Here is a 13,190-nt window from a genome sequence, read left to right on the forward strand (position 1 = left end):
CCGGCGCGGGTGCTCAACGGTCAACGGCTCATTGCCGGCCGCTGAAATCGCGGGGAGGCGGCATCGGCGTCGGCGCGCGGCGCCGGCGAGACGTGCGGCTCCGGATCGATCGGCGGCAGCGTGGTGCCCAGCAGCGGGCCCAGCAGGCGCGGCAGATCCGCCGGGAACGGGATCTGGGGTAGATCCGGGTCCGGTCGCAGCGGCGGCTGCTGCGAGGTGACGCTGGGGACCGCGGGAGTGCTGTTCGCCGAACCGGTCTGGGCCGGGGGCACGGCGACGGTGGTGCGGTGGCTCGGGCTCTGGTTCGCGGTCGGGTTGACCGAACCCTGCGCCGGAACGGTGGTCGCCGGCACGGGCGGCGTGGTCGGTGGCTGCTGCGCCGAGGTCGGCGAGTAGTGCGCGGGCTGCGGTTCCTCGATCACGAACTCCTTGACCCCGTACCCGACGATCAGGCCGACCACCACGATCGCCCCGGCGAGGGTGCCCGCCAGCTTGGTGAAGGTGCCGATCGGCGCGTCCGCGCCCAGGCCGATCACCGGGAAGGCGGTCGGCACGGTCGAATCCGCCACCAGCGCCGCGCCTTTCGCGATCGCGGACTCCGGCTCCGGCACTGTGACCACCGGAATGTCGAGCTGGCGTTCCAGCCCCACCACCATGATCGGCACGTTCGCGCCGCCGCCGATCACCGCGACCGCCTCCGGGAACTTCGGGGCCCGCGTGAACACGCCGCGCGCGAACACCGCCAGATCGTGCAGCAGGTCGGCGACGATCTCCTCGAAATCCACCCGGGTCAGCTTGAGCGGCTGCCCGGCGACATGGTCGATGGTCACCGCCGGGACCACCGACAGGTGCTCCTTGGCGGCGCGACTGCGATTGAGCAGGATGCCGCGGTTCGGGCGGATGCCGCGACGCGACAGGTGGCAGTCCAGCAGGTGTTGCAGGATCAGTTCGTCGATGGCGTTGCCGCTGATGGTGGTGATGCGCTCGGAACGCAGCACGGTGTCGTCGGCGTGGTCGGCGACCGAGACCGTGGTGCCCTTGGCCCCGATGTCGATGACCGCCACCGTGTCCCAGCGGTCCAGCAGGCCGGTGTGCCGCAGATAGGCGAGGGCCGCGGTGGTCTCCGGAATCAGTTGCACGCCGTGGCGCTGCCGCCCGATGGCGGAGCGGATGATCTGGGCCTGCTCGCGGTCGCGGTAGGCGACCGCGATATCGCCGGGCGGGGTGGAGTCGGGCTCGTGGTGCCCGTTGTTCCGGGCGCCCGCGCCGACCGGATGCACGGTGTCACGGGGGATCTGGGTGGTCATCAACTCGATCGAGGAGGCCACCAGATCGCCGAGGTCGGAGTGCGCGGTATCGGCCGTCACGACCCGGTAGTCGAAGCTCTGGGCGCCGTTGGGCGCGGTGGCGACTGTCGCCGAGCACACCACTTCGCTCCCGGCGGAGATGCCGAGGGATGTTCGCATGTTCACCTCCCTTCGAGCGGATGGTCCTGGTGGAGACGACCATCTCGAACGGACTCCGGACGCGCCCAACGGGTAGCAGACGATTCCGGCGAGCTACGGACCGTGGCGGGCTCGCGTCCGATGGGGCATCCGGACCTGCCACTGATCACTTGCGGTCTTGCTCTCTTCTCGAGCCCGTGCGCGGGGTTGCCGCACGGAAAGCGGGGTGAAGCAGATGTGTAACTGTCGACGGCGCGCGTGACTCGACCGATTCGGTCTCGCCGCGTGGCCGCCGTCAATGGTGTCACAATCCGTTATCCGAACGTTACAGATTTTCGGATTTCTTTGGAAGACCTCAGATTCCCGGGCCGTCGGGTCGGCGAGTCGTGTCAGAGTCGGGTCCGGAGGCCGCACTGGCAGCCCCTTGCCTTGAGCGCTGGCACTCCCGTGTATAGAGTGCTAGGTGGCACTGGTATTTGTGCTCAGGTGCCAGCTGATGACTACTGAGCAGGGGTCCCGGCACCCGCGACGACGGGGCTGATTGCACAGGGTCACGCACATGACCGAAACCGTGCGTCCGGGGAACAGCCCCGGACGAGAAGAATCCCCTGAAAGTGGAGGGCTCAACGTGGCGAGCGTGAACATCAAGCCGCTCGAGGACAAGATCCTCGTCCAGGCCAACGAGGCCGAAACCACCACCGCCTCCGGTCTGGTCATCCCCGACACGGCGAAGGAGAAGCCCCAGGAGGGCACCGTCATCGCCGTCGGCCCCGGCCGCTGGGACGAGGACGGCGAGAAGCGCATCCCGCTGGACGTCAAGGAAGGCGACGTCGTCATCTACAGCAAGTACGGCGGCACCGAGATCAAGTACAACGGCTCGGAGTACCTGATCCTGTCGGCCCGCGACCTGCTGGCCGTCGTCACCAAGTAAGCGACGCACCAACTCTCGGGGCCCCAGGGGGCTTCCCCTGAACCCCTTTCGAGAGACACCGCCCCGGAGTCGCAGCTGTCGATACAGCAACCGGCCCGGGGCGGAGTGCGTTCGCCCCCGACCTTCACAGGAGTAGGTACATGGCAAAGCAGATCGAGTTCGACGAGAAGGCTCGTCGCGCTATGGAGCGCGGCGTCGACAAGCTCGCCGACGCCGTCAAGGTCACGCTCGGCCCGCGCGGCCGGCACGTGGTGCTGGCCAAGGCCTTCGGTGGCCCGACCGTCACCAACGACGGCGTGACCATCGCCCGCGACATCGACCTCGAGGACCCCTTCGAGAACCTGGGCGCGCAGCTGGTCAAGAGCGTCGCCACCAAGACCAACGATGTCGCCGGCGACGGCACCACCACCGCCACCGTGCTGGCGCAGGCGCTCATCAAGGGCGGCCTGAAGAACATCGCCGCCGGCGCCAACCCGATGACCCTGGGCAAGGGCATGAGCAAGGCCGCCGACGCGGTCGCCGCCGCCCTGCACGCCGCCGCCACCCCGGTGAACGGTGAGAAGGCCATCGCGCAGGTCGCCACCGTGTCCTCGCGGGACGAGGAGATCGGCGCGCTGGTCGCCGAGGCGCTGACCAAGGTCGGCAAGGACGGCGTCGTCACCATCGAGGAGTCCTCGGGTCTGCAGACCGAGGTCGCCATCACCGAGGGCGTGCAGTTCGACAAGGGCTACCTGTCCCCGTACTTCGTCACCGACCCGGAGACCATGCAGGCGGTCTACGAGGACGCGTGGATCCTGCTCAATCGCGAGAAGATCAGCTCGCTGCCGGACCTGCTCCCGCTGCTGGAGAAGATCGCCGAGTCGGGCAAGCCGGTCGTCATCATCGCCGAGGACGTCGACGGCGAGGCGCTGTCCACCCTCGTGGTGAACGCGATCCGCAAGACCCTCAAGGTGGTCGCGGTGAAGGCCCCGTTCTTCGGTGACCGTCGCAAGGCGTTCCTGGACGACCTGGGCATCGTCACCGGCGGCACCGTGGTCAACCCGGACCTGGGCATCACCCTGCGTGAGGCCGGCCTGGACGTGCTGGGCAAGGCCCGCCGCGTCGTGGTCACCAAGGACGAGACCACCATCGTGGAGGGCGCCGGCTCGCAGGCCGACATCGACGGCCGGGTCGCGCAGCTGCGCAAGGAGATCGAGAACACCGACTCCGACTGGGACCGCGAGAAGCTGGAAGAGCGTCTGGCCAAGCTGGCCGGCGGCGTCGCCGTCATCAAGGTCGGCGCGGCCACCGAGACCGAGCTCAAGGAGCGCAAGTACCGCGTCGAGGACGCCGTCTCCTCCGCCAAGGCGGCGGTCGCCGAGGGCATCGTCCCCGGCGGCGGCACCGCCCTGGTCCAGGCCGCGGCGACCCTGAACGCCCTGCGCGACACCCTGACCGGTGACGAGGCCGTCGGCGTCGACGTCGTGCGCCAGGCCCTGCTGGCCCCGCTGTTCTGGATCGCCAGCAACGCCGGTGTCGACGGCGCGGTCGTGGTCTCCAAGGTGACCGAGGGCGAGAACGGCTTCAATGCCGCCACCCTCACCTACGGCGACCTGGTCGCCGAGGGTGTCATCGACCCGGTCAAGGTCACCCGCTCCGCTGTCGAGAACGCCACCTCGGTGGCCCGCATGGTGCTGACCACCGAGTCCGCCATCGTCGACAAGCCCGTCGAGGAAGCGGCCGACGCCCACGCCGGCCACTCCCACTGATCGATCGGTGAACCGAGGCCCCCGGACGGATTCCGTCCGGGGGCCTCGGCGTTTCAGGCTGTGGGGCAGGTCATTTCGACGGCGGGATCGCCGTGGGGGCCGGAACCGGCGACGCCGGATCGAGTGGCGCGGTGATCGGCGGCAGTGGAACGGCCGGGTACTCGTCCGGCGCGGCCGCGGGGGAGTGAGCGGCCACGAAGCAGCCGATGCCGATGAGGGCGACGGCGGCGATGCCCGCGAGGACGCGGAGTGTGACGCGGGTGAGGGTGGAGAGCAGGTACATGCCGGATCCGTTCGAGGGGCGGCATGAATGCTCATGGCGCGGACGGAGTTACGGTGTCCGAATCGTCCCATTTGGTTCGGGTGTTACCCGGGGCCCCTACCAGTTGAAAGGGTGAGGGCGGGGCGGAATTGGGAGATTGCCCCGGAGAGTGCTCCGGGGCGCGCGCTGGGTCAATCTCTCACAGGGAAGGACGAACGGCCGTTTCCGTTGCCGAGAGCGGTGTGCGAATGGTGAATCGTGGTCGGCGGGGCCGGGTCTGTGGCTATCGCGGCGAGGAGGCGGTCGCGGAGGGCGGGCGGCGGCGGGATGGCCGGCACGGACGCGGCCAGCGCGAGCGCTTCTCGGGTCTGCTGCACTTCCAGGGTGAAGGCGGCGCACAGTACGGGGTCGTCGGTATCCAGAAGGTCCGCCACTGCGCGCTGATCTTCGTCGCCGATCGATCCGAGCGCGACAGTGTGCGCGAGATCGATCTGGCTTTCGTTCATCTCACGTCACTCCCAAACTTTTCTTGAGTCGTGTCAGTCCGTCCCGAATACGGGACTTAACGGTAGGTAACCCTACGCCCAGATAGGCCGCCACCTCGGCGTATGTCCGACCGCCGAAGTACGCGAGCGAGATCGCCTCCCGCTGCGTCTCGGTCAGGGTGGCCAGCCCGGCGAGCACCGCCTGCTGTTCCAGCCGCCGCCCTACCTCTTCGGTGACCTCGTCGAACTCATTACCGAGGGTACTGGTGCCGTACGCGACCTCACGCTGGGCGTGGGCCTGTTCGGCGCGGACTCGGTCGACCGCGCGGCGATGGGCCAGCGTCATCAACCAGGTGACAGCCGATCCCTTGTTGGGATCGAAATTGGCGGCCGTGCGCCAGATCTGGAGATAGACCTCCTGAGTGGTCTCCTCCGCGTATCCCGGATCGTGGAGCACGCGTAGGACCAGGCCGAACACTCGCGCGCTGGTGCGGTCGTACAGCTCGGCGAAGGCCTGCTGATCGGACTGCCCGCAACGCTCGAGAAGTGCGGCGAGTTCGAGACTTTCGGCTGCGCGCGCCGTCACCGCAGAGTCCACGCTGGGTGCATCCACCCCTCGTCCGTCCCTCGAGCTCTGGAACGAGTCGCCCTCTGCGGCAGGCGGCCGCGTTGTCACAACGCTCCGTTCTGTGTCATCGGCCACGAGGGTAGCGTGCCGCTATGACCTCCTCTCGGGTGGGGGTATTCGGCAAAGCGACTGTGGCACAGCGATTTTCCGATTTGACCGAAACGTCGCAATCGTGACATCGAAGACACGCCGTGACGCGCCGGAGGTTGCCGACCCCGCCGGGCGGTGCCGGGTGTTTGCTAGCTATTCGGCGCGCCACCCCGAAAGGATGGGAAGAATCTCGAGCCCGGCCCGCTGTCGTATCAGGGACACCGCTGGTGGACACGAGTCCCGCGCGTTTGCCGAGAGTGCCTGCGGGCGCCCGGATTACGCGACGATACGGCGGCGATTACGGCGGGCGTGCAACTCGCGCTCGGTCTCCGACATGCCACCCCAGATGCCGTAGGGCTCACTGACCTTCAGCGCGTGCGAGCGGCACTGCAGCAGCACCGGGCAGGCCTTGCAGATTTCCTTGGCCCGCAGCTCGCGCTGGGCCCGTGCCCGGCCGCGCTCGCCGTCCGGGTGGAAGAACACGGCGGAGTCCTGACCGCGGCAGGATCCGCGCATCTGCCAATCCCATACATCGGCGTTCGGCCCGGGGAGGTGGGTTGGCATCGGCATGGTGAACTCCTCTTGGTGCGAGCTCGTCGGCATTGTCGAGCGGTGCTGGTGGCAAACAGGTGGCCGCATCGCCGTGGCCCGGCGATCGCACTTCATCGGCGCCGCAATTCAGCACGACGCCAACGACGGCGATGACGTACGTTAGGTCGCGAAACGAATTCGAGTCAATAGCTTCATTCGACTCGAGCCGAATACCTGCACATTAGAGAATTAACATCCGCGCTATTTACAAGATGGGGTGCCTGCGGTGATACTGATCGGTTGCCCAGCGCCGTGACCTGGTTGTGATAGCCCATCCGACTGGGTAAAACCGCTGGTAGCACAGGCTTTTTGGACCCGAATCCCGATGCTGTGAGCTATGCAAGGCTCTCGATCAGAGTGATCTCAGCCATTGGACATCCTGCGCTGAGTAGGGTAGAGATGGCCGCCTCGAGGCCGCCGGGTTAATAGCGCGAAACGCTATACGAATTCCTTACGGGCGTGCTGGTCGATAGCGAGGACAGATTTACGGAGTGGAAACACAAAGGCTCTGGTGAATGCTGGCCGATAGCTGGCGAGCTATGCTATGGCGGCTGCCGTCACTTGTCCGGCCACTGGATACAGTGCGGCTGTGCCTGTGCTCGAAGTGAACTCCGTACTCGCCGACACCGCTTTCGGTTCCACGCCCGAGGGCGCTGCCGCCGGGTTGCCGGCCGCGCCCGACGCCGCCGGATCCTGGCTGCGCGCGGTCTCGCTGAGTGGAATCGGTTACTACGCCGCCGCGCGCGCCGAACTCCGCCACGCCCGGCGCGGCACCACCGACCCCGCCCTGCTGTCGCTCACCCACAGCACCGAGGCGTCGTTGCTGCGCCAGCTCGGCTGGCACAACCACGCCGCTGTCGTGGACGGGCGCGCCGCCGCGCTGGCACTGCCCGCGCTCGCCGCCGCTCCCGCGCCCGCCGCGACGCTCGCGGACATCCGATCCGCGGAAGCCGTTTGCGATGCGTTGACCGGACTCGCCGCCGATGCCCTGGGCACCCTCCGCCCGGCGCTTGCCGCCCGGCTGCTGAATCGTTGCCGAAATTATCTCGACGTTCACCTGGCCACCGCCGACGCGGCGTGGCGGCCGCGTGTGCGGCTGCACTGGGTGAGTGCCGAGACGGCGCTGTCGGCCCCCGGCTCCGGATTGATCTCCGCCCCTGCCGCCGATCCCGCCGCGGGTGATCGGCCGGTCCCGGCCGATCCCGCCCTGGCCCACGCCGAGGCCGCGGTCGCGCTCGCGGAAAACTCGCCCTCGCTGCGGCATCGAGTGAAATCCCGGCTACTGCTGGCCGCCGCCAGCGCCGCCGCCGGCGACCTCGATCGATCCCGCGCTCTCGCAGTCGAAGTCGATCGGGCCTGCGCCGAACATGAGCTGCTCCCGTTGCGCTGGGCCTGCGCCATGCTCCGCTCCGGCGTCGAACCCGGTGGTGACGGCGCGGCCGTGGCGGCGGAGTGCGCGCGGTTGCTGGCCGCTCGCGGCGGGCGATTGCGTTCGGCGAGCGAGCTTCTCGGACGTCCCTGAGTCATCCACGAGCCGTCCTCGAGTGATCTCCGGCACTTCCCTGAGACTGCCCCGAGAACGACCCCGTAACGATTGGCGCCGGTACGCCAGCCGCTATTGTTGGACCGTTCCGCCCCTCCGCGGAAGCACCGGCTCGCCTTCCCGCCGCCGTGCCACTCTCGTAAACGCCAGGAACAGCTCTGACGATGAACAACACGGGTGAGGAGTTGGATCCCGCTGTCGTCGCTGCCGCAGCGCAGGGCGACCGGGCGGCCCTTTCCCAGGTACTGGTGAGCATCCGCCCCCTCGTGGTGCGGTATTGCCGTGCGCGCATCGGAACGGCCGAACGCGGCCAACTCTCCGCTGACGACGTCGCGCAGGAGGTCTGTCTGGCCGTCATGACCGCTCTTCCCCGGTATCAGGATCAGGGTCGACCGTTCATGGCGTTCGTCTACGGCATCGCCTCGCACAAGGTCGCGGACGCCCACAGAAATTCCGCCCGTAACAAGGCGGACGCCATGGCCGAAGTACCGGATGTCATATCCACCGACCAGGGACCGGAGCAGCGAGCTCTCGAATCCGAAACGAGCCGACAGATGAACGCACTGTTGGCGACTTTGCCGGAGAAGCATCGAGAAATCCTGATCCTTCGCCTGGTCATGGGTCTGTCGGCTGAAGAAACCGCAGTCGCCGTGGGCAGTACGGCGGGTGCTATACGAGTCGCCCAGCACCGGGCACTCGCGAAACTCAAGTCTCAAGTGGCGAGGGCAGGTGAAATGTATGGCTAGGGATGGCGAGCGCGGTCGGGGCGACTTCAAGGCGCGACCTGGATCGCAGAACAGCGGTCCCTACGCCGAGGCGTCCGGTGATACCGGGCCGGTCGATATCGCCGCGGTGCGACGCGACGATGCGCTGATCGACGCCATCTCCGGTGACGGTCCCGTGCAGACGGGTACTTCGGAGGAATACCAGCTGGCGGCCCTCTTGGCCGACTGGCGTGCGGAGATCATGGCCGAGCCTTTGCCGGCCGGACCGGACCTGGATGCCATCGTCGCCGCGGTCAATCAGGAGATCGGTGCACGACAGGCCAGAATCGGCGCGGGCAACCGCGGGCGACTGCGGCTCGTCCGGCCGATCCTGGGTTCCGCGGCGGCCCTGGCGCTCATCTTCGGTGGCCTGACGGCGTTCTCCTACAACGCGAGCCCCGGTGATCCGCTCTGGCGGATGAAGACCGTCGTGTTCAGCGAGCAGGCCCAGTCCACCGTGGTCTCGCGGGCGGACAGCGACCTGGAGCAGGCCAAGGAGCTCATCGCGCAGGGCAAGGCCGAAGAGGCCAAGCCGTTGATGGAGCGGGCCGCGGACAATGCTTCGCAGGTCAACGACTCGGGCAAGAAGGACAGCCTGACCGATCGCTGGCAGCAGCTCTACACCCAGCTGCAGGCGACGGCGCCCAAGGTGGCCGAGTCGCTGGCGGCGGTGGCCCCGGCCACGACCAAGGCCCCGGTCGTGCCGAGCACCGCGAATGTGTCGGTGCCGCCGGTCAATCCGCCGACCAAGACGGATGGCAATCCGCCGACCTCGATCGATTCGTCGGTCCTCGGCGGCACCAACCCGAACCCGAATCCGGCCACCGGTGGCGGCATCTCCACGCAGCCCGTGGTGCCGCCGGTGACCCAGGTGCCGACCGTGCCGCCGGTGGAGACCCAGCCGCAGACGGCGCCCCCGACCGCGGGCAATCCGACGTCGGTCGTGGTGCCGACCGTCAGCAACCCTGAGCCCGGGACCCCGGGCGTGGGGCAGCCGCCCACTCAGCACCAGCCGCCCACCCAGCAACAGCCGATCACGATTCCGCCGGTGCTGCCTTCGTCGCTCGCTGTGCCGCCCGGAATCCCCTCGGTGCCGGGAACCCACTAGGCAGTTCCCGATAGCCCTGCGGCCATCGGTGTTTCATCAGTCGAAAACGGAAAGGGCCTGCATCCCCAGGGGATGCAGGCCCTTTCCGATGAATCAGACGTCGAATCCGTCGAATCCGTCGCCGTGCAGCGCCTCGTTCATGGAAGCGTCCGCGTAGCCGCGGCAGTAGTCCCAGGTGACGTAGGCCTCGGGCGTCGGGTCGTAGGCGGGTTCGTGCGGTCGCACCGTGCCGTCCACCAGTAGCTGGAGGAGGTTGGCGCGCAACATGTCCCAGTCGTGGTAGTGATCCTGCCGGCAGTCCTCGCAGCTGACCACGAGACCGCGGATGCCGCGGTGGGCCAGCAGTGCCTCATATACCGCGAGGTCGGCGAGATCCTCTTCGACCGCTAGGCGCTCGTGAGGATCCAGCGGTTCCCCCGGCTCGATGGCATCGAGCGCGGCCGACGGGTCGGAGGGGTCTCCGGCGAATGGATCCGGCGGCAAGCCAGGTGGTAGATGGTCACGCACAGTCCCACGGTACGCAGAACCACCCCCTGTGCGCCAGCGCTGAAGGGGATTTGCCTCCACTTCGCTGGTGGTACGGCGGACAGTGATGTAGTGACAGCCGACACGTTAATGGCAGTGCCGACAATTCGCAGCGCCAATGACATCCGCGAACAGCCCGGAGCGAAGCGGAGGGCAAATCCGGCACAGCATCATGGACGGATACCATGGTTGACCAAAGGCCGGGTAGCAATCGCCGGCATTGCCATTCATCTACGCATCCGCCGGGACCCGGCCCGGTGGGTGTTGCCGAGGTCCAGGAGGGGTCGATCCGAATGAGCAGTCCCGTGACGGGCGAACGTAACGCAGGCCGCCCCCATACGGGCGGCGACGATCCCAACAAGATCGCCATGCTCGGCCTCACCTTCGACGATGTGCTGCTGCTTCCCGCGGCCTCCGATCTGATCCCGAGTTCGGTCGACACCTCCAGCAAGCTGACCCGCGACATCTCGCTGCGGACCCCGCTGGTGAGTTCGGCCATGGATACCGTCACCGAGGCGCGCATGGCCATCGCCATGGCGCGAGCGGGCGGTATGGGCGTGCTGCACCGCAATCTGTCGGTGGAGGCGCAGGCCGCGCAGGCCGAGACCGTGAAGCGGTCCGAGGCGGGCATGGTGACCGACCCGGTCACCTGTCGCCCCGACGACAGCCTCGCCGAGGTCGACGCCATGTGCGCTCGTTTCCGCATCTCCGGTCTGCCCGTGGTGGACGAGCGCGGCATGCTGGTCGGCATCATCACCAACCGCGATATGCGGTTCGAGGTGGACCAGGACCGCAAGGTCGCCGAGGTGATGACCCCGGCGCCGCTGATCACCGCGCAGGAGGGCGTGACCGCCGAGGCCGCGCTGGGCCTGCTGCGCCGCCACAAGATCGAGAAGCTGCCGATCGTCGACGGCTCCGGCAAGCTGCGCGGGCTCATCACGGTCAAGGACTTCGTCAAGACCGAGCAGTACCCGAACGCCACCAAGGACCGTGACGGTCGGCTGCTGGTCGGCGCGGCCGTCGGTGTCGGCGAGGACGCCTGGTCGCGTGCCATGACGCTGGCCGAGGTCGGCGTGGACGTGCTCATCGTGGACACCGCGCACGGCCACCAGTCGGGCGTGCTGCAGATGGTCTCCAAGATCAAGGCCGAGGTCGGCGACCGCGTGCAGATCGTCGGCGGCAACGTCGCCACCCGCGCGGGCGCGCTGGCGCTCGTCGAAGCCGGTGTGGACGCGGTGAAGGTGGGTGTGGGCCCCGGCTCCATCTGCACCACCCGCGTGGTCGCCGGTGTCGGCGCGCCGCAGATCACCGCGATTCTGGAGGCCACCGCGGCGTGCAAGCCGCACGGTGTGCCGGTGATCGCCGACGGCGGCGTGCAGTACTCCGGTGACATCGCCAAGGCCATCGCGGCCGGCGCCTCCACCGTCATGCTGGGTTCGCTGCTGGCCGGTACCGCCGAGTCGCCGGGCGATCTGATCCTGGTGGGCGGCAAGCAGTTCAAGAGCTACCGCGGCATGGGTTCGCTGGGCGCCATGCAGGGTCGCGGCGAGGCCAAGTCCTACTCCAAGGACCGCTACTTCCAGGACGACGTGCTGTCGGAGAAGAAGCTGGTGCCCGAGGGCATCGAGGGCCGGGTGCCGTTCCGCGGCCCGCTGGACCAGGTGATCCACCAGCTGGTCGGCGGTCTCCGCGCGGCCATGGGTTACACCGGCGCGCAGACCATTCCGGATCTGCAGGCGGCCCAGTTCGTGCAGATCACGGCGGCGGGCCTGAAGGAATCGCACCCGCACGACATCACCATGACCGTCGAGGCTCCCAACTACACCACCCGTTCGTAGCCGGACCGAACCGGTTCGCGCTTGGCCGCGGACCGGTTTTGTCATGTCTGGCAACCGAACTCCAGAGAGGACTGAAACACGATGCGCGATATGGTCGAGATCGGCATGGGCCGGACGGCTCGGCGCACCTACGAGCTGGACGATATCGACATCGTGCCCTCGCGCCGGACCCGCTCCTCCAAGCAGGTGTCGCTGGCCTGGCAGCTCGACGCGTACCGCTTCGAGATCCCGTTCCTCGCGCATCCCACCGACGCGCTCGTCTCGCCGAAGTTCGCCATCGAACTGGGCAAGGCCGGCGGCCTGGGCGTCATCAACGGTGAGGGCCTGTGGGCCCGGCACGCCGACGTCGACGCCAAGGTGCAGCAGCTGACCGAGGTCGCGGAGAAGGAAGGCACCGAGGCGGCGGTCGCGCTGCTGCAGGAGCTGCACGCCGCGCCGATGAAGGCCGACCTGCTGGCCGCCGCGGTCGCCGAGGTGCGCGCCGCCGGGGTCACCACCGCGGTGCGGGTCAGCCCGCAGAACGCGCGCGCGCTCACTCCGAGCCTGGTGCAGGCCGGGATCGACCTGCTGGTCGTGCACGGCACCATCATCTCCGCCGAGCATGTGGGCGACGGGGAGCCGTTGAACCTCAAGACCTTCATCGCCGAGCTGGATGTGCCGGTGGTCGCGGGCGGCGTGTCCGATCACCGCACCGCGCTGCACCTGATGCGCACCGGCGCGGCGGGCGTCATCGTGGGCTACGGTTCGATGCAGGGCTCCACCACCACCGGTGAGGTGCTCGGCATAGGCGTGCCGATGGCCACCGCCATCGCCGACGCCGCCGCCGCGCGGCGCGACTACCTGGACGAGACCGGCGGCCGTTACGTGCACGTCATCGCCGACGGCGAGACCCTGACCTCCGGGCACGTCGCCAAGGCCATCGCCTGCGGCGCGGACGCGGTCATGCTGGGCGTGCCGCTGGCCATAGCCCGCGAGACCCCGGGCAACGGCTGGTACTGGCCCTCGGCCGCCGCGCATCCGTCGGTTCCGCGCGGCGCGGTGCTGCCGTACGCGGTCGACGAGGAGCGGGTCCCGCTGGACCAGGTCCTCAACGGCCCGTCCAACGACCCGTTCGGTTCGCTGAATCTGGTTGGCGGCCTGCGTCGTTCGATGGCCAAGACCGGATACAGCGACCTCAAGGAATTCCAGAAGGTCGGTTTGAACGTGCGCGGCTAGCGATCAGACCCTGCACT

General features: G+C 68.3%; 13 protein-coding genes. 7 read left to right on the forward strand and 6 right to left on the reverse strand.

The genetic code is table 11. From position 1 onward, the window contains the following. Positions 1–20: 20 nt before the first annotated feature. Positions 21–1,466, reverse strand: a complete 1,446-nt coding sequence (locus tag ACFYTS_RS24130; RefSeq protein WP_357282258.1) for an Hsp70 family protein — start codon at positions 1,464–1,466, stop codon at positions 21–23. A gap of 607 nt (positions 1,467–2,073) precedes the next feature. Here ACFYTS_RS24130 and groES point away from each other — a divergent pair. Together groES and groL are read left to right on the forward strand one after the other, a co-directional pair. Continuing rightward, complete coding sequence (groES, locus tag ACFYTS_RS24135; RefSeq protein ID WP_033086015.1) at positions 2,074–2,376, forward strand: co-chaperone GroES; 303 nt, start codon at positions 2,074–2,076, stop codon at positions 2,374–2,376. A 140-nt stretch (positions 2,377–2,516) separates the two neighbouring features. After that, on the forward strand, positions 2,517–4,124 hold the full coding sequence (gene groL / locus ACFYTS_RS24140; protein WP_357282257.1) for a chaperonin GroEL: 1,608 nt from the start codon (positions 2,517–2,519) through the stop codon (positions 4,122–4,124). A gap of 70 nt (positions 4,125–4,194) precedes the next feature. Here groL and ACFYTS_RS24145 read toward each other — a convergent pair whose 3' ends face one another. The 4 genes from ACFYTS_RS24145 to ACFYTS_RS24160 all read right to left on the reverse strand — a co-directional run bounded on the left by ACFYTS_RS24145 (position 4,195) and on the right by ACFYTS_RS24160 (position 6,159). Beyond that, entirely contained in the window at positions 4,195–4,407 is a 213-nt protein-coding gene (locus tag ACFYTS_RS24145) for a hypothetical protein (RefSeq protein ID WP_357282256.1), read from the reverse strand. A gap of 170 nt (positions 4,408–4,577) precedes the next feature. After that, complete coding sequence (locus tag ACFYTS_RS24150; RefSeq protein WP_387307331.1) at positions 4,578–4,892, reverse strand: hypothetical protein; 315 nt, start codon at positions 4,890–4,892, stop codon at positions 4,578–4,580. A 1-nt stretch (position 4,893) separates the two neighbouring features. Beyond that, positions 4,894–5,469 carry a sigma-70 family RNA polymerase sigma factor gene (locus tag ACFYTS_RS24155; protein WP_357089901.1) on the reverse strand — a complete coding sequence of 192 codons (576 nt, stop codon included), beginning with the start codon at positions 5,467–5,469 and terminating at the stop codon, positions 4,894–4,896. Between the two features lie 396 nt (positions 5,470–5,865). Continuing rightward, the gene (locus tag ACFYTS_RS24160) at positions 5,866–6,159 is read right to left on the reverse strand and encodes a WhiB family transcriptional regulator (RefSeq protein WP_357088823.1); all 294 of its coding nucleotides are present in this window, start codon (positions 6,157–6,159) and stop codon (positions 5,866–5,868) included. 610 nt (positions 6,160–6,769) lie between these two features. On the opposite strand from ACFYTS_RS24160, the gene ACFYTS_RS24165 reads away from it, so the two are divergent. The 3 genes from ACFYTS_RS24165 to ACFYTS_RS24175 all read left to right on the forward strand — a co-directional run bounded on the left by ACFYTS_RS24165 (position 6,770) and on the right by ACFYTS_RS24175 (position 9,595). Next, complete coding sequence (locus tag ACFYTS_RS24165; protein WP_387307333.1) at positions 6,770–7,702, forward strand: hypothetical protein; 933 nt, start codon at positions 6,770–6,772, stop codon at positions 7,700–7,702. A gap of 185 nt (positions 7,703–7,887) precedes the next feature. Continuing rightward, positions 7,888–8,469, forward strand: coding sequence for a sigma-70 family RNA polymerase sigma factor (locus ACFYTS_RS24170; protein WP_154786124.1), 582 nt, complete (start codon positions 7,888–7,890; stop codon positions 8,467–8,469). Continuing rightward, complete coding sequence (locus ACFYTS_RS24175; protein WP_387307335.1) at positions 8,462–9,595, forward strand: anti-sigma-D factor RsdA; 1,134 nt, start codon at positions 8,462–8,464, stop codon at positions 9,593–9,595. The genes ACFYTS_RS24170 and ACFYTS_RS24175 overlap by 8 nt, the downstream gene beginning before the upstream one ends. 93 nt (positions 9,596–9,688) lie before the next feature. On the opposite strand, the gene ACFYTS_RS24180 is transcribed toward ACFYTS_RS24175, so the two are convergent. Further along, complete coding sequence (locus tag ACFYTS_RS24180; protein ID WP_029923780.1) at positions 9,689–10,102, reverse strand: DUF5319 domain-containing protein; 414 nt, start codon at positions 10,100–10,102, stop codon at positions 9,689–9,691. 311 nt (positions 10,103–10,413) lie between these two features. Between ACFYTS_RS24180 and guaB the strand changes: the two genes are divergently transcribed. Together guaB and ACFYTS_RS24190 are read left to right on the forward strand one after the other, a co-directional pair. Next, on the forward strand, positions 10,414–11,958 hold the full coding sequence (guaB, locus tag ACFYTS_RS24185) for an IMP dehydrogenase (RefSeq protein ID WP_357282252.1): 1,545 nt from the start codon (positions 10,414–10,416) through the stop codon (positions 11,956–11,958). An 81-nt stretch (positions 11,959–12,039) separates the two neighbouring features. Continuing rightward, entirely contained in the window at positions 12,040–13,173 is a 1,134-nt protein-coding gene (locus ACFYTS_RS24190) for a GuaB3 family IMP dehydrogenase-related protein (RefSeq protein ID WP_387307338.1), read from the forward strand. Positions 13,174–13,190 lie beyond the last annotated feature (17 nt).

Source organism: Nocardia sp. NPDC004151 (genome assembly GCF_042874235.1).
Lineage (GTDB): Bacteria > Actinomycetota > Actinomycetes > Mycobacteriales > Mycobacteriaceae > Nocardia.

Coding starts and splice junctions, on each gene's coding strand:
- ACFYTS_RS24150 (WP_387307331.1), bottom strand. CDS start 4,892: ATGAACGAAAGCCAGATCGATCTCGCGCACACTGTCGCGCTCGGATCG.
- guaB (WP_357282252.1), top strand. CDS start 10,414: ATGAGCAGTCCCGTGACGGGCGAACGTAACGCAGGCCGCCCCCATACG.
- ACFYTS_RS24170 (WP_154786124.1), top strand. CDS start 7,888: ATGAACAACACGGGTGAGGAGTTGGATCCCGCTGTCGTCGCTGCCGCA.
- ACFYTS_RS24145 (WP_357282256.1), bottom strand. CDS start 4,407: ATGTACCTGCTCTCCACCCTCACCCGCGTCACACTCCGCGTCCTCGCG.
- ACFYTS_RS24130 (WP_357282258.1), bottom strand. CDS start 1,466: ATGCGAACATCCCTCGGCATCTCCGCCGGGAGCGAAGTGGTGTGCTCG.
- ACFYTS_RS24160 (WP_357088823.1), bottom strand. CDS start 6,159: ATGCCGATGCCAACCCACCTCCCCGGGCCGAACGCCGATGTATGGGAT.
- ACFYTS_RS24190 (WP_387307338.1), top strand. CDS start 12,040: ATGCGCGATATGGTCGAGATCGGCATGGGCCGGACGGCTCGGCGCACC.
- ACFYTS_RS24175 (WP_387307335.1), top strand. CDS start 8,462: ATGGCTAGGGATGGCGAGCGCGGTCGGGGCGACTTCAAGGCGCGACCT.
- groL (WP_357282257.1), top strand. CDS start 2,517: ATGGCAAAGCAGATCGAGTTCGACGAGAAGGCTCGTCGCGCTATGGAG.